Genomic DNA, 15,827 nt, shown 5'->3' with positions numbered 1-15,827 from the left:
TAAGATAATCTATTCTTGCAACTGAACCATAAGTGGCTTGACTTCCTGACCTGGAACACGAATGCGTTGTATCCCATTTACAACCACCCGCTCATCCCCTTTAAGCCCATTGCGAATAATATAATAACTACTATCCCGAATGGGACCTAGCTCCACATATACTCGCTGTACCTTGTTGTTTTTATCTACAACATAAACAAATTTTCGAGTCTGATCAGTATTAATTGCTGTATCAGGTAACAGCAGTGCCTCGTATTCTTCACTACCTACCAATCTAGCTCGTCCAAACAAGCCAGGATATATTATCCCCTCTGGATTAGGCACTGTTGCTCGCCCCAGAATAGTACCTGTATCCCTATCTACCACGTTATCAAAAAAATTCATTGTCCCCTTATGTGGATAATCCTTTTCATCCTGTAATTTAATAATAATGGGGGCAGCACTATATTGGTCGGGGCGTTTCCCCGCTTCAGCCAGGCGAATGTATTTCAATAAGTCATTTTGACTGACTTCAAAATAAAAATAGATCGGGTTTATCGAAACTACTTTGGTTAATATAGTTTCATTACTACGAATCAAATTACCAACACTGACATAATAACGACTAATTTTTCCACTAATGGGGGATTTGACTTTAGTAAACTCCAGGTTTAATTTAGCCTCGTCAAGTCGCGTTTCAGCTACTCGCATTTCCTGAAATCGTTGATCAATTTCTTCTGCGGCAATAAAACTCTCTTTTTTTAGTTTTATCGCCCTTTCATATTGTTTTTTGGTAAGTTCATATTGCGCTTTGGCCCTCTCCAGTGCATATTCAAAAGGACGCGGGTCAATAATAAATAAAATATCTCCAGTCTTAACCAACTGCCCATCTTTAAATTTAATAGCATCCAGGTAGCCAGTAACACGAGAGCGGATATCCACTTCTTCAACAGCCTGAAAACGCCCTGTATATTCATCCCACTCTATAATGTTCTTTTTTAAGGGGTATGCAACATCAACTTCAGCCAAAGGAAGTTTTACAGAAGAAGAGGATGGTCTTTCGCAGGAAATTAAGAGGGTGCTTAGGAATAAAATTATTATATTTTTTAAGACAAGCCTTACTTCGTTCATTTCTATATCCCTTTACTGGGTATTCATTACAATAAGCAAACTGAATACCAGTCTTGTAATTTGCTTTTCTTAAGAAGAATGGCTAGATTGAGAAATAACTTTTTTTAATAAAATCGCATCCTCTTTACCGTGCTCATCCTGATAGTAACCTTCCTTGATGATATCTTTCTGAAACCCATATTTTTCATACAACTTCAGTGCTGCGTTATTACTTGGCCGAACCTCAAGAATGACGGTATTAGAGTTCGAATTAGCTAATGAATTTAATACCGATTGCAGTAATTTTTCACCATAGCCTTTTCTTTGCTCAGAAACTACTACACATAAATTGAGAATATGGCAAACATTGAAGCTTTTACGGCAAATAATATATCCAACTATTTGTTCTCCCGAAGTAGTTGGCACTTCCAATACACGACAATCATAACCTACTAATACACAATCACTTAGAATATCCCGACTCCAGGGGGCACGATGGGATGATTTTTCAATTTCATACACGCTAGCTATATCATTTTGCTGCATAGGGCGTACTTTGAATGCCATAGCTACTCCTGCCTCGTACATTTTAAATAAACAAACATTCTAGAATAGTATGGCTGTTTATTTGAAAAAAGAGGAAGTATTTTAAAAAAAATTGACAGTCCATGTGATGTGAAGTTTTGGATACCGTGCCTTAGCACGGTATGTAGGGATAAATGGTATTCGATAAGTGATATAGAGGTAATAAGGCTTGCCGTTTTGCACAAGAAGAGCCCTTATAAACCTGAATTATTGAACGCGAAAACACATCACTTATCTTTTTTCTTTTTAGGCATATACAAATCCGTAATAGTTCCCTCAAATACTTCTGAGGCCAGCGCAATTGATTCCGACAAGGTAGGATGTGGATGAATGGTTAAGGCGATATCTTCTACATCACAACCCATTTCAATTGCCAAAGCAGTTTCGGCAATTAAATCGCCAGCATTGACACCCACAATACCAGCACCAAGAATGCGGCTCGTTTCCGGACAAAATAAAAGTTTGGTCATTCCTTCCTCACGTCCCATGCTCAAAGCACGGCCGCTTGCAACCCAGGGAAATACCCCTTTCTCATAGGGAATACTCTTTTCTTTTGCTTCTTTCTCAGTTAGCCCTGCCCAAGCAATTTCTGGATCAGTATAAGCAACACTGGCAATACATTTAGGATCAAAATAATGTTTCATTCCAGCGATAACCTCAGCAGCCACTCTTCCCTCAGGAATGGCTTTATGTGCAAGCATCGGTTGGCCTATGACATCTCCAATTGCGTAAATATGAGGAACATTCGTACGCAATTGCTTGTCGACTTTAATGAAACCGCGCTCATCAACATTAACCCCTGCTTTTTCTGCATCAATGGTGCCGCCATTGGGTTTTCTTCCTACAGACACCAAAACTTGCTGGAAACAAAGAGGTTTTTCAGTACCATGTTGGCCTTCCATTGAAACGTAAATGCCATCCTTTTTTGCTTCAACTGCAGTGACTTTAGTTTTTAGCAAGAACTTAACGCCCTTTTTAGCCATTCTCTTTTGTAAGACATTCACTAAATCAGCATCCGCACCTGGGATTAACTGATCCATAAACTCAACAACAGTGACTTCTACACCCAGTGCGGAATAAACTGTGGCCATTTCTAAGCCAATAATTCCCCCTCCTAACACGAGCATGCTTCCTTTAATGTCCGCTAGTTCTAAAGCACCTGTAGAACTAAAAATACGAGGGTCCTCAGGAATAAAAGGTAAGTTAATAGACTCACTACCAACAGCAATAATGGCATTTTCAAAATCCACTATCGTGGTAGTGCCGTCTTTTCCCTGCACAGTCACTTGGTGCGTTCCTGAGAATTTGGCAACTCCAGTAATTACCTCTACTTTCCGTTGTTTAGAAAGCGCCTTTAATCCACTGGTTAACTTGCTAACAACAGAATTTTTCCAGGCAACAAGTTTTTTGTTATCGAATTTCGGCTTACCAAAAGTAACACCCTGCTCCGCCATTTCATGAGATTCATCGACTACCTTGGCAATATGCAGTAATGCTTTTGAAGGAATACATCCTACATTTAAACAAACACCTCCAAGGGTGTCGAAACGTTCAATGAGAACTACTTTCTTGCCCAAATCTGCAGCACGAAACGCCGCAGTATAACCACCAGGACCACTTCCCAATACCACTACATCTGTTTTAACTCCACTCATCTCAACGCCTCGTTAATTATCATAAAACTACTTATTTAACCTATTTTCGCCCACGCCCCGCATTTTATGTGCGGGATCCAACAAACTAGTTAGTTTCTTTAGTCTTGCAGACAAGCCATAGGACGTTACCTACTAATCAAATGCCATCACAATAAAATCCGACGAATATCCGCCAAAGATTCAGCAATAAAGCGGGAAAAACGCGCTGCTTCTGCACCATCAATCACACGATGGTCATAGGACAATGACAAAGGCAGCATTAATCGTGGCTTAAATTCGCCATGTTCATAGACCGGTTTGATACTTGAACGTGAAAGACCAAGAATAGCGACCTCTGGACTGTTCACAATGGGTGTAAAGGCCGTCCCGCCAATACCTCCCAAGCTGGAAATGGTAAAGCAACCACCACTCATATCCGCAGGCATCAAGCCTTTTTCACGTGCTTTTTTACTTAACTCACCCATTTCAATAGCAATTTCAGCAACTGATAACTTATCAACATTGCGGATAACAGGAACTACAAGTCCATTTGGCGTCTCAACAGCAATACCAATGTTAAAATATTTTTTATAAATTAAATTTTCCCCAGACGCATCTAGGGAGGCATTAAACTGTGGATAAACGGCTAATGCTTTACTAACAACTTTGGTTACAAAGGCCAACATCGTTAGCTTATGACCACTCAGGGCGGCATTATCCCCTGCTGTTTTCCTGAACGCTTCCAGTTCAGTAATATCAGCCTCATCAAACTGTGTTACATGCGGAATTGTAATCCAGGAGCGATGAACATTAGCGCCAGTCAATCGTTTGATTTTATTAAGCGGTTTGACATCAATATCGCCAAATTTACTGAAGTCAACCGTGGGGGCAGCAGGCAACGCAAAGCCGCCCGCAACCGGCCTTTCACTTAGTCTTGTCTTAACATAAACTTGCAAATCTTCTTTTGTAATTCTCGACTTACGCCCACTACCTTTAACGTCAGCCAAATTAATACCAAACTCACGAGCCATACGCCGTACCGCAGGACCTGCAGGAATATTGGTACCCACAGTGCTCTCGGGAAGTGTATGCGTAGAAGCCACCTGTACAGGAGTTTGTTTTTCTTTTGGCGCTTTCTGTTCTTGCTCTCGCTGTGCTTCCTCTTTCACTGCAGAAGAATCTACTTCATCCCCGGCAGTGTCTTGTTCAGCATTTAAAGTTAGAATAAGGCTTCCTTGAGATACTTTATCCCCTACTTTTACAGAGACAGCTTCCACAACACCTGCTGCCGGCGAAGGAATATCCATAGTAGCCTTATCGCCTTCCAATGTAATAATAGATTGATCTTTTTTGATAGATTGACCAGCAGCCACCATAATGTCAATGACATCAACATCCGTTGCACCACCAATATCAGGGATGCAAACTTCCATACGCCGGCTACCAGCCGTAGTAGATTTTTTAGGCCCTTCTGCGTTTGGTTTTTCCTCAACTCCAGTTTCTTTTGTTACTTTCGTGGATGCAACTTGGGACTCTTGAACTTCCTCAGCTGCCAATATTAAAATGAGGTCCCCTTCTGATACTTTATCGCCCACTTTAACTTGTAATGATTTGACCTTCCCTGCGTGAGGTGAAGGGATTTCCATGCTTGCTTTATCAGACTCCAGGGTAATTAATGGTGTATCCTTACTAACTTCATCCCCAGGCTTAACCATTACTTCAATTACATCAACATCTGTTGCGCCACCGATATCAGGGACTTTTATTTGAATCTCAGCCATATTTATCCTCAACAAACACAGGTTCCGCCAGTTATGGCGGGCTACCTGTTTAAAAGGTGATTAATTAGTGAGTTACAGGATCCTGTTTTTCACTATCAATGCCATATTTTTTCATTGCCTCAACAATGGTTGATTTGGGCACTATATCCTGCTGTGCCAAAGCATCTAAGGCCGTCATGACAATGAATTTAGCATCTACTTCGAAGAAATGACGCAAGCGTTGACGAGTGTCACTGCGTCCATAACCATCGGTACCCAAACTAGTAAAAGGTGCGCTTATGTACGGTCTAATTTGATCTGCATATAAGCGCATATAATCGGTTGCAGCAATAACAGGGCCTTTACGACCTTCTAGTTTCTCACTGACATAACTTCGTTTCGGTTTGTCTTGAGGATGCAAACGATTATAACGCTCCACAGCCAAACCATCCCGTCTTAATTCATTAAAGCTTGTAACGCTCCATATATCAGAGGTAATCCCAAAATCATCCTGAAGCATTTTTGCCGCAGCAATTACTTCACGCAGGATAGTACCACTACCCATTAATTGAACATGCTTTTTACTCGGCTTTTTGGCCTCATCCAGTAAATACATCCCCTTAATAATACCTTCCTCTACGCCGGCAGGCATGTCAGGATGAGTGTAATTTTCATTCATTACTGTAATGTAATAAAAGACATTATCCTGTTTTTCATACATTCGATATAAACCATGTTGGATAATAACTGCTAATTCATAGGCAAACGTTGGATCATAAGTGATGCAGTTTGGAATAGTCGAAGCAAGGATATGGCTATGGCCATCCTGATGTTGCAACCCCTCTCCGGCAAGGGTGGTTCTGCCAGCTGTACCCCCTAATAAAAACCCTCTTGCTTGCATGTCACCTGCAGCCCAAGCCAAATCCCCGATGCGCTGAAAACCAAACATCGAATAATAAATATAAAATGGAATCATCGCTAATTTATTGGAACTATAAGAGGTCGCAGCAGCTATCCACGAGCAAAATGCACCTGCTTCATTAATACCTTCCTCAAGAATTTGGCCGTCTTTCGCCTCACGATAATACATGACCTGTTCATGATCGACTGGGGTATATAATTGTCCCACGGGTGAATAAATACCAATTTGACGGAATAAACCTTCCATCCCAAAAGTTCGACACTCGTCTGGAACGATAGGGACTATGCGTTTACCTAATTCTTTATCCTTAAGCAAAGCAGATAAAATACGAACAAAAGCCATCGTCGTAGAAATTTCACGATCACCGGTACCTTGAGTCACTGCAGAAAAAGCCGACAAATCAGGTGCCTTTAAAGGTTCAAAGTCGCTACTTCTAGCGGGTAAATACCCTCCCAATGCTTCACGCTGTTTACGTAAATATTGGATCTCTGGGCTGTTCTCGTCTGGACGGTAGAATGGAATTTCTGTTATTTGATCATCGCTCACTGGAATGCTGAATCGATCCCTGAAAGCACGAAGTTGTTCAATGGTCATTTTTTTCTGCTGGTGAGTAATATTTTGCCCCTCACCTGCAGCTCCCATTCCATAACCTTTAATAGTTTTAGCCAAAATAACAGTTGGGCTACCATGATGATCAACTGCCTGGGCATAAGCAGCATAGACTTTTTGCGGGTCGTGCCCACCACGATTTAGACGCCAGATTTCATCATCTGACATATTCTCTACCATTTTTTTAAGTTCGGGGTATTGGCCGAAAAAATGTTTACGGACATAGGCACCATCATTGGCTTTATAAGCCTGATAATCACCATCCACACACTCTTCCATTCGTTTTTGCATAATGCCTTTTTCGTCACGGGCAAATAAGGGATCCCAACGACCGCCCCAAATGACTTTAATCACATTCCACCCGGCCCCACGGAACAACCCTTCCAACTCTTGGATAATTTTACCGTTCCCACGAACAGGACCATCCAGTCGCTGTAAATTACAATTGACTACAAAAATCAGATTATCCAGTTTTTCACGGGCGGCAATGGACAAGGCACCAACTGATTCAACTTCATCCATTTCGCCATCGCCAAGAAAAGCCCAGACTTTACGCCCCTCTGCTTTAATTAAACCGCGATTTTCAAGATATTTTAAAAAACGTGCCTGGTAAATTGCCTGTAAAGGCCCCAACCCCATCGATACAGTAGGGAATTGCCAAAAATTATCCATTAGCCAGGGATGCGGATAAGAAGAAAGCCCATTAACTTCGACCTCCTGCCTAAAATTGTCCAGTTGTTGCTCACTCAAACGGCCTTCCAGAAAAGCACGCGCATAAATACCTGGTGAAGAGTGTCCCTGGATATAAATTAAATCCCCTCCATTTTCCCCTTTAGGACCTTTAAAGAAATAGTTGAAGCCGACTTCATATAACGTTGCCGCAGAAGCATAAGAAGCAATATGTCCTCCCAGTTCGGGGGCATGCTTTCCTGCTCGTAACACCATCGCAACGGCATTCCAGCGAATTAATGCAGCAATTCGTTTTCCAATCCCTTCGTCAGGAGGTATCAGTTTTTCTTCATGGGGTTTAAGCGTATTTCGATAAGGTGTATTAATTGAGCTTCGAAGTTTCACTCCCTCGGTATTTGCTTTATTAAGCAGCTCTTGTAAAAGAAAGGCAGCACGTTCGTTTCCATCAACAGAGAGTACTGCTTGCAAGGCATCCAGCCATTCACGTGTTTCAATTGGATCTATATCGTTACTATTTGGGTATAACATGAATGTTCCTCATCAATCTAAAGCTAGGGACATACTGGTCGCAAGCTCTTAAAAACCATTCCACTGCATGCTTGCATGCATACTTGATAGTCAGCACGACAATCACAAGTCGTTTTGCGGCATTGTAGTGGATCACGGAAGGAATTCAACTGAAGCGTGAGAAAATCACCTTTTACACACACTTCATGTTTATAACGTTTATACGTTTTTACTGTCGATTGCGTCGAAGATGCACAACAACGTGGGCAGTTGTTTCGACAAGTTTGCTTACAAGCAGTTGCTTTACATTCGCACGCCAATTGACATGCAGCAATCTGGCTTTTGCTTTTGGTAGTATATATCACATGTGTCTTGCATGAAACCAGCAACACACAACACACTATTGCACCGACAATAACTTTTATCATAGTTGACTCGTCTATTATGGGTTTATTATTCGTTTTACTTACAACCAGGATACAAGAGTAAACAATGCCAAAAAAACTAAATAGACAACCAAGGCATGCTCGACCAAACTTTCTGCATAAGGTATAGGCACTGGGTCATTTTCATTCGTTCGGGCAGCCAACAAACCGCCATTGCTTAATAGAATATCGTTTTTTTCAGGCACTGAAAAAAACATTTGCATAAAAAAATGAATCCCTTTTTGGAAATTACCGACGAGTAAATACAACAGAGCGGTCAATCGTGCGGGTATCCAATCCATAACATCAGTGATATCTTGGGCAAGTTGGGTTGTAGATTGGTGAGCCCTGCATAAAGAAACCAGCCGATAAAAAACTATCCCCAGGGGTCCTGTGACAATATACCAAAAAATTACTGCAAATAATTGTCCATTCACTTTGGCAAAATAATTTCCAACTAATCCTTCATTATCTTGTGTTTCATCCTCAGCCCTTACAGGATAGAAAGGATTTTCTGGGCCTAAGCAATAATAAAAAATGACAAGGTTAAGCAGCAAACCAACTAAACCAAAAACAATAGGACCAAATATATAAAAAATTATCCAGAGTAATACGATGGGAGGTAACACCACAGCAAGCAGGATTAAGGCCTGGCTAAATAAAGAAGTATCGGTAGTACGTAATTTCTCGCTAATACCAATAAAATAAGAAGAAAACCAGTAAAATCTATTGTGTGAGACTGTATGAACGAGATAACGTTCACTCAGTAAACAAAGGACAATAACAAATAATTTCATTTTTAATCCTTACGCATTTTATCAGACAGGGCAATTGGTGTTGGGTACTTCAACACCACCAGATAAGACGACACAATAAATGTTAAAATCGTAGTAGCCTGAATTAAATTCGCTGCTACTTCAGAAATCAGTTTAGTGCTGAGAGCAATACTAGCCACCAAGAGCGAAAATTCACTCGCTTGGCCTAATCGCACCCCTACCTCACGTGCTACCGATTTTTTTTCGCCTGATTTACTTAAAAGAAAGTTAAATAACAATGGTTTAATAATTAACATTAAAAAAGCAAGAATGAAAGCAGGGATTACCACCTGGGCTGCAAACGAAAAATTAAATGTAGCACCGATAGAAAAGAAAAACATAACGAGAAAAAAATCACGCAAAGGTTTTAAACTTTCAGCGATATAAAGTGAAATTGGACTTGAGGCAAGCGTTACCCCTGCAACAAATGCTCCAATATCTTCTGATAGCCCCAGCTTTTGCGCAAGAAAAGACATGCCAAGGCACCATCCAATGGAAAGTAAAAAAACATATTCTTGGGTTCTATCAAACCGAGCCAATAATTTAACAAGAATATGACGTTCAATTACAAATCCTAAAAAGGTCATTACCGGCAAGGAAATGCCCACCAATAGAAGATCATTCCAGGCAAAACCACCACCTTGAGCGCCATTAATTAAAATTAATACCACGATAGCAATGACGTCTTGCATCAACAAAATACTAATCATTACTTCACCCGTATGCTGGTGGTGCAAAATGGTTGTGGGTAATAATTTTAATCCAATAATTGTACTGGAAAACATCATGGCAGCGCCTAGAATCCAAGATTCAGTCACTCCCAGACCAAACCAGCGACCGATAGAATAGGCGATCACGGCGAGCAGAACAGAGCTTATAATGGCAATCCATGTAATTTTCTTCAACATATGTACTAAATTTTGAGGCTGAAGATGTAGTCCTAATAGAAAAAGCAAAAATACAATACCAATATCACCAATTTGCTGTACGACACTTACGTCTGAAACGAGCTTAAACCCCCAGGGACCCAGCATAGCACCCAATAAAATATAGGCAACGAGCAATGACTGTTTGGTGTAAAGTACTATCGTGGAAAGTATGGCTGCACCAGCAAAAATTAAAAAAATGGTATAAAATACTGCCTCAGTATGCATAAGCCTAATGCCCTATCTATATAACAAAAATTAAATTAGTCTTTAAATAATAAGGTTCCTAGGATACCACAGATTCGGCTATACCCAATTAATTTGATAAAAAGGATTTGTATTCTAGCTGTTTAATTTGAATTCTTATATTGCTATTCTCTTGTAAGGATGATAAATAGGTCGAATTTATAGGCCTAGGGCTGCTTCGCTAAGCTGCTGGACGCTAGCAACAACCAATCTTAATCATAATCTGTTCAAAGAACCATAAATCTCTGTAAAACGGCTAGGCAATAGCGACCAAACCTCTAATGATTCAACCAAAGCATTATTTGGAGAAACCAGACTGATGGCCATGTTAGAAATGTTCCTTAATTTAATGTCATGTAAGATATTTTTTACGGTAAAGGATTCTGCTGTGGTAAATATAACCAGCGTCTTAGAAGAAAATTGTTTGCTTAAATTAAATAACTCAGCCGCTGTATCGATAGATGATAAAAAATCAACTTTGTGATCATAATCTTTCAGGATATTCGCTATCATTAAGCCATGAATGTTAGCTATTTTTTGCTGCCCTGTAGTTGGTAGAAAACCCATTACTAAATAAGGTTTTTTTCGCGCTCTTTTTTTCGTTTGATAAAGATTTTGATAAAGTTTAGCCTCTAACGAGTCTAAAAGAAGGGCTCGCTGCGCACTTACACAAGCCCGCCCTAACCAAACCTGATTTTCCAGATACTCCAACAGTTGTGGATAAACCAAATCAGCAAACTGTTCCATTGAGTAAACAGAATACAAGGTATTTAATGCATTGCTTAAACCTTTTTGATCAAGCTCCTCTAACATTTGAATAATACCCTGAAAACTGGATTGCAAGCCATCGGCTGGAACGGCATGCCATATTTTGCCCCCTCCTTCATACAGCAACGGCTTAATTTTTGAGACAGAGTGCCCCTTGCCCATTAGAAATAGTATCTGTTTAATTAACATCACATCATCGTGAGTGTAAAGACGATGCCCTTTTATAGTCCGCTTAGGATGGATTAAGCCGTAGCGGCGCTCCCAAGCTCTTAATGTAACAGGATTGACGCCTGTTTCGGCGCAAATATAACTGATTGGGAAGTAATTAGCGTTAAAGTCCATTTTATTTATTCCTTATAATCCAAAATCCACCATTCCTGAATACAGAATAGACAATTAGTAGTCAGGGTGATAATATTTTCAATTTTGCCTATTGTATGACTCATTGAGTTGTAATAATTATAGTTCAACAACGTGGACAGGAGTAAAAAAGTCGATGGATTACAGCAGCACATTACCCTCTCATTCCCCCTTAAAAACTGTATTACCTTGGGTAGTGTGGGGCTTGGGTTGCCTGTTTTATTTCTATGAGTGTTTGCTGCAAGTATCCCCCAGTGTCATGAGCAATGAATTAATGCGCGATTTTGCCGTGACGAGTCAAACTTTGGGGATTTTATCGGGTATTTATTTTTATTCCTATGCAGCCATGCAACTACCTGGCGGGGTTTTAATGGACCATTTTGGTCCTCAACGCTTGTTAACTATAGCGACTGCTATTTGCGCGATTAGCACTATTGCCTTTGGATTAACCAGTAATTTTTTTATGGCCTGTACAGCCCGTCTTATGATTGGTTTTGGTTCTGCCTTTGCAGCAGTAGGTGCAATGAAGCTGGCTGCCAATTGGTTTCCCGCACAACGCTTTGCCTTGCTAACCGGAATGATGGTCACCATTGGAATGCTTGGAGCCATCGGTGGTGAAGCCCCTTTAGCGCTTCTGGTCGATAACTACGGATGGCGTGAAAGCATGATTATTATGGGGACTGTTGGCTTAGTTCTAGCTGTCCTAATTTTATTGGTAGTTAAGGATTCACCGCATAAAAAAAATCAAAATCACTCTATTGAAGAAGAACCCTTGCTTCCCAGTTTTCTAACCATTGTAAAAAATCGCCAACTATGGTTGGTCGCTATTTATGGTGGATTGATGTATATGGCAACTCCCGTATTCTGTGGCTTGTGGGGTGTACCGTTTTTAATGTTTAAAATGAACCTCGCAAAAGCAACTGCGGCCAACTATATTTCTCTTGTTTTTGTGGGCTGGGCAATAGCAAGTCCTTTATGGGGGTTATTTTCGAACCGTATAGGGCGAAGAAAGCCTCCTATGTATATTGGCTCTATTGGAGCATTAATAACAAGTTTACTGTTTATTTATGTTAATATTGAAGCGGGTTGGGTAATGCAACTTTTATTATTTAGCTTTGGTATTTTTTCTGCAGGCTTTCTTCCTGCGTTTGCAGTAGCAAAGGAGCTATGTAGTAAGCGCTATGTAGCAACCGGATTAAGTTTTATGAATATGATGAACATGGTTGGAATCGCCTTGGCTCAACCTGCGATAGGCTTTATTCTTGACAGGATGTGGCAAGGGAAAGTAATCGATAAAGTTCGTGTTTATCCTTTGGAAGCTTATCATGTGGCATTAGCTTTACTACCTGTTGGCATTTTTATTTCATTATTAATTTTGCCCCGGGTTAAAGAAACTTATTGTCAGTCTGTATGGCAAATAAATGAATCGCTCAAGAGTTAAAAGTAGATTTAAATATGACAAAAAAACTTTATATTAAAACGAATGGTTGCCAGATGAATGAATATGATTCATCAAAAATGGCAGAGGTACTTTTTCATTCTCACGGCCTAGAAAAAACAGATAATGTCGAAGAAGCCGACGTTATTTTATTAAATACCTGTTCTATCCGTGAAAAGGCGCAGGAAAAAGTTTTTTCACAATTGGGACAGTGGCGTGAGTATAAGCAAAAAAACCCTCATGTTGTTATAGGCGTAGGTGGTTGTGTCGCCAGCCAGGAAGGGGCTGACATTATTAAACGAGCCCCTTTTGTTGACTTAGTCTTTGGCCCACAAACCTTGCATCGCTTACCGACACTGTTAAATGAGCGCTTAAACACTAAAAAAGCCGTGGTAGACATCAGCTTCCCGGAAATTGAGAAATTTGACCACCTCCCTGCCCCTCGTGCAGAGGGTCCTGTCGCTTTTGTGTCTATCATGGAGGGCTGCAGCAAATATTGTAGTTACTGTGTTGTCCCTTATACGCGAGGTGAAGAAATTAGCAGGCCCTTCGATGATGTTCTTGCTGAGTGCTTTCAGCTGGCAGCACAGGGGGTACGGGAGATAAATCTTTTAGGGCAAAATGTTAATGATTACCGCGGACGTATGGAAAATGGAGATACTGCTGATTTAGCGTTATTAATCCATTATCTTGCCGCAATTGATGGCATTGGCCGAATTCGTTTTACCACTTCTCATCCGCTAGCTTTTTCGGATAATTTAATTAATGCTTATGCGGAAGTGCCGGAACTTGCCAATCATTTACATCTTCCTGTTCAAAGTGGCTCAGACAAGATTCTTAGCATGATGAAACGCGGTTACACTGCCATGGAATTTAAATCCAAAATTCGTAAGCTTCGTAAAGTCCGCCCTGATATTCGCTTATCAACTGATATTATTGTGGGTTTTCCTGGCGAAACGGATGACGATTTCAAAGCAACAATGGATTTAGTCCACGACATAGGATTTGATACTTCTTTTAGTTTTATTTACAGCCCTCGCCCAGGAACACCAGCGGCCAATCTGGCTGATGAAACGCCAATGGAAGTAAAAAAACAACGTCTGCAAATACTGCAAAATCGTTTGCTCATGCAAGCCTCCAATTATAGTCAATCAATGGTAGGCAGTATTCAACGTATTTTGGTAACTGGCAATTCCAAAAAGAATACACAGCAATTAGCTGGTCGAACCGAATGCAATCGCGTCGTAAACTTTGATGGCCCAGCTACGTTAATTGGTCAATTTATTAATGTCCATATTAGCGAAGCACTGCCCAATTCGTTACGGGGTAGAATAACTCAAGCAGATGAATTGGTTTCTGCATGAGTGAAATCCTTGCTCAACATATTGTTGTTCCTCGTGAATTTCACGGACAACGAATTGATGTCGTGTTGGCGCAGCTGTTTCCCGATTACTCTCGCTCCCAGTTGAGTAGTTGGTTAAAACAAGGCGCCATTACCTTGAATCGACGAACCTGCAAGCCGAAAGAGAAAGTCATGGATGGTGACGAAATAGTGATGCAGGTTGATTTTTCTACGCATGTTCAACAAGTTGTTTCCATACCTGAAGATATCCCCCTCGCTATAGTACATGAAGATGAACACCTGTTAGTACTTAACAAACCTGCGGGTTTGGTGGTTCATCCTGGCGCTGGCAATCGCGAACATACACTGGTTAATGCACTTCTCCATCATGCCCCCCAGCTGGCAAATTTGCCTCGTGCAGGTATAATTCATCGTTTAGACAAAGAGACGACAGGACTATTGGTTGTTGCCAAAACCTTAAGTACGCATACTAGTCTTATTCGGCAAATGCAGGCCCGTGAAATCCATCGCTGCTATATTACCTTAGTACAAGGTCATTTGATTTCTGGAGGGGAAATTCATACGTTTTATGGCCGGCATCCTAAAAATCGCCTAAAAATGGCGGTTTGCGCACAAGGACGTGAAGCAATTACTCTCTATTCCATTCGAAAGCAATATCAGGATTATACCCTTCTTGATGTAGAGCTTCTAACAGGTCGCACCCATCAAATCCGTGTACATATGGCTTATATTAATCATCCTGTAGTTGGTGATCCCCTTTATGGCGGGAGGATGCGTTTTCCCGCTCAAGCCACTGAGGACTTAAGGGAAAAATTTAGACAATTCCAACGACAAGCCTTGCATGCCGCCCGTCTATCGTTTATTCATCCTGAAACGAAGGAAGAATTGACATTTGAAGCGCCTTTACCGGATGATTTTCAATTCCTTTTACAAGCATTGGACACTCATTTTGAATAAAATTTATGCTAATTGGCCCGCGCCAGGCAATGTAAATGCCTTCACTACTTTGAGGGACCGTGGATTTAGTAAGCCTCCCTTTCATCAAAACAATTTGGCGCTACATGTTGGTGACAATAGCGATGATGTCATTTTAAATCGTCAACAACTAATAAACGATTGCAACCTTACTCTTGAACCAGCCTGGCTTGAACAAACTCATAGTAATTTTTGTGTCCATGTCGAAGAAGAGTCTAATCGAAAGGCAGATGCAGCAATTACACGATTACCCTCCCAGCCACTGGCTATTCTAACCGCAGATTGCCTACCCATTTTACTCTGTAACCTGGAAGGAGATGAAGTTGCAGCGGTGCATGCAGGATGGCGTGGATTAGTCAATGGAGTCATTGAAAATACGATTCACAAAATGCAAAGTTCCCCTTCAAGGTTAATGGCTTGGATTGGTCCAGCTATCTGTCAATCCTGTTTTGAAGTAGGCCATGAGGTGTTACAAATCTTCCAACATCACTATCCTGATTCTTTACAATACTTTCGACCCCAAGGTAGTAAATGGCATGCCAATTTACCCAAGCTTGCAGAACAAGTATTAAACAATTCGGGCGTTTTGGCCGTTTATCAGTCAGAATTATGCACATTTGAGCAAAAAAATGACTTTTATTCCTATCGCAGAGAGTCACAAACAGGTAGAATGGCTACGCTTATTTGGTTTAATAAAACAAATCGGAATAAATGA

The 15,827-nt window shown here is 40.8% G+C and carries 12 protein-coding genes; 4 read left to right on the top strand and 8 right to left on the bottom strand.

Translation table 11 applies throughout. The features are described 5' to 3' along the window. Positions 1-9: 9 nt before the first annotated feature. The 8 genes from Ljam_RS02935 to Ljam_RS02900 form a co-directional block, all read right to left on the bottom strand. Entirely contained in the window at positions 10-1,110 is a 1,101-nt protein-coding gene (locus Ljam_RS02935; protein ID WP_058448638.1) for an efflux RND transporter periplasmic adaptor subunit, read from the bottom strand. Between the two features lie 69 nt (positions 1,111-1,179). Then, on the bottom strand, positions 1,180-1,656 hold the full coding sequence (gene rimI / locus Ljam_RS02930) for a ribosomal protein S18-alanine N-acetyltransferase (protein WP_058448637.1): 477 nt from the start codon (positions 1,654-1,656) through the stop codon (positions 1,180-1,182). Positions 1,657-1,901: 245 nt separating this feature from the next. Further along, entirely contained in the window at positions 1,902-3,329 is a 1,428-nt protein-coding gene (gene lpdA, locus Ljam_RS02925) for a dihydrolipoyl dehydrogenase (RefSeq protein WP_058448636.1), read from the bottom strand. A 146-nt stretch (positions 3,330-3,475) separates the two neighbouring features. Beyond that, positions 3,476-5,089 (bottom strand): dihydrolipoyllysine-residue acetyltransferase, encoded by a 1,614-nt coding sequence (gene aceF / locus Ljam_RS02920; RefSeq protein ID WP_058448635.1) that lies wholly within the window; start codon positions 5,087-5,089, stop codon positions 3,476-3,478. 64 nt (positions 5,090-5,153) lie between these two features. Next, entirely contained in the window at positions 5,154-7,817 is a 2,664-nt protein-coding gene (gene aceE, locus Ljam_RS02915; RefSeq protein ID WP_058448634.1) for a pyruvate dehydrogenase (acetyl-transferring), homodimeric type, read from the bottom strand. A 445-nt stretch (positions 7,818-8,262) separates the two neighbouring features. After that, complete coding sequence (gene ampE, locus Ljam_RS02910; RefSeq protein WP_058448633.1) at positions 8,263-9,018, bottom strand: regulatory signaling modulator protein AmpE; 756 nt, start codon at positions 9,016-9,018, stop codon at positions 8,263-8,265. A gap of 2 nt (positions 9,019-9,020) precedes the next feature. Continuing rightward, entirely contained in the window at positions 9,021-10,190 is a 1,170-nt protein-coding gene (locus Ljam_RS02905; protein ID WP_058448632.1) for a cation:proton antiporter, read from the bottom strand. A 234-nt stretch (positions 10,191-10,424) separates the two neighbouring features. Continuing rightward, positions 10,425-11,318 (bottom strand): MerR family transcriptional regulator, encoded by an 894-nt coding sequence (locus tag Ljam_RS02900; protein ID WP_058448631.1) that lies wholly within the window; start codon positions 11,316-11,318, stop codon positions 10,425-10,427. A gap of 154 nt (positions 11,319-11,472) precedes the next feature. On the opposite strand from Ljam_RS02900, the gene Ljam_RS02895 reads away from it, so the two are divergent. From Ljam_RS02895 to pgeF, 4 genes are read left to right on the top strand one after another with little or no spacing between them, the layout of a single operon-like run. Further along, positions 11,473-12,777, top strand: coding sequence for an MFS transporter (locus Ljam_RS02895; protein WP_058448630.1), 1,305 nt, complete (start codon positions 11,473-11,475; stop codon positions 12,775-12,777). 14 nt (positions 12,778-12,791) lie between these two features. Next, a complete protein-coding gene (gene miaB, locus Ljam_RS02890) occupies positions 12,792-14,138 on the top strand; it encodes a tRNA (N6-isopentenyl adenosine(37)-C2)-methylthiotransferase MiaB (protein WP_058448629.1) in 1,347 nt (448 codons plus the stop codon). Beyond that, complete coding sequence (gene rluD / locus Ljam_RS02885; protein ID WP_058448628.1) at positions 14,135-15,094, top strand: 23S rRNA pseudouridine(1911/1915/1917) synthase RluD; 960 nt, start codon at positions 14,135-14,137, stop codon at positions 15,092-15,094. Before miaB ends, rluD begins: the two co-directional genes overlap by 4 nt. Beyond that, a complete protein-coding gene (gene pgeF, locus Ljam_RS02880; RefSeq protein WP_177203747.1) occupies positions 15,087-15,827 on the top strand; it encodes a peptidoglycan editing factor PgeF in 741 nt (246 codons plus the stop codon). The genes rluD and pgeF overlap by 8 nt, the downstream gene beginning before the upstream one ends.

The sequence above is a fragment of the Legionella jamestowniensis genome, from assembly GCF_001467745.1.
GTDB lineage: Bacteria > Pseudomonadota > Gammaproteobacteria > Legionellales > Legionellaceae > Tatlockia > Tatlockia jamestowniensis.
Note: the sequence above shows the minus strand (reverse complement) of the source record. Positions and strands in the feature narration are given on the sequence as shown.

Excerpts from the sequence above, each read along its gene's own strand:
- Ljam_RS02935 (WP_058448638.1), bottom strand. The coding sequence starts at position 1,110 with ATGAACGAAGTAAGGCTTGTCTTAAAAAATATAATAATTTTATTCCTA.
- rimI (WP_058448637.1), bottom strand. The coding sequence starts at position 1,656 with ATGGCATTCAAAGTACGCCCTATGCAGCAAAATGATATAGCTAGCGTG.
- lpdA (WP_058448636.1), bottom strand. The coding sequence starts at position 3,329 with ATGAGTGGAGTTAAAACAGATGTAGTGGTATTGGGAAGTGGTCCTGGT.
- aceF (WP_058448635.1), bottom strand. The coding sequence starts at position 5,089 with ATGGCTGAGATTCAAATAAAAGTCCCTGATATCGGTGGCGCAACAGAT.
- aceE (WP_058448634.1), bottom strand. The coding sequence starts at position 7,817 with ATGTTATACCCAAATAGTAACGATATAGATCCAATTGAAACACGTGAA.
- ampE (WP_058448633.1), bottom strand. The coding sequence starts at position 9,018 with ATGAAATTATTTGTTATTGTCCTTTGTTTACTGAGTGAACGTTATCTC.
- Ljam_RS02905 (WP_058448632.1), bottom strand. The coding sequence starts at position 10,190 with ATGCATACTGAGGCAGTATTTTATACCATTTTTTTAATTTTTGCTGGT.
- Ljam_RS02900 (WP_058448631.1), bottom strand. The coding sequence starts at position 11,318 with ATGGACTTTAACGCTAATTACTTCCCAATCAGTTATATTTGCGCCGAA.
- Ljam_RS02895 (WP_058448630.1), top strand. The coding sequence starts at position 11,473 with ATGGATTACAGCAGCACATTACCCTCTCATTCCCCCTTAAAAACTGTA.
- miaB (WP_058448629.1), top strand. The coding sequence starts at position 12,792 with ATGACAAAAAAACTTTATATTAAAACGAATGGTTGCCAGATGAATGAA.
- rluD (WP_058448628.1), top strand. The coding sequence starts at position 14,135 with ATGAGTGAAATCCTTGCTCAACATATTGTTGTTCCTCGTGAATTTCAC.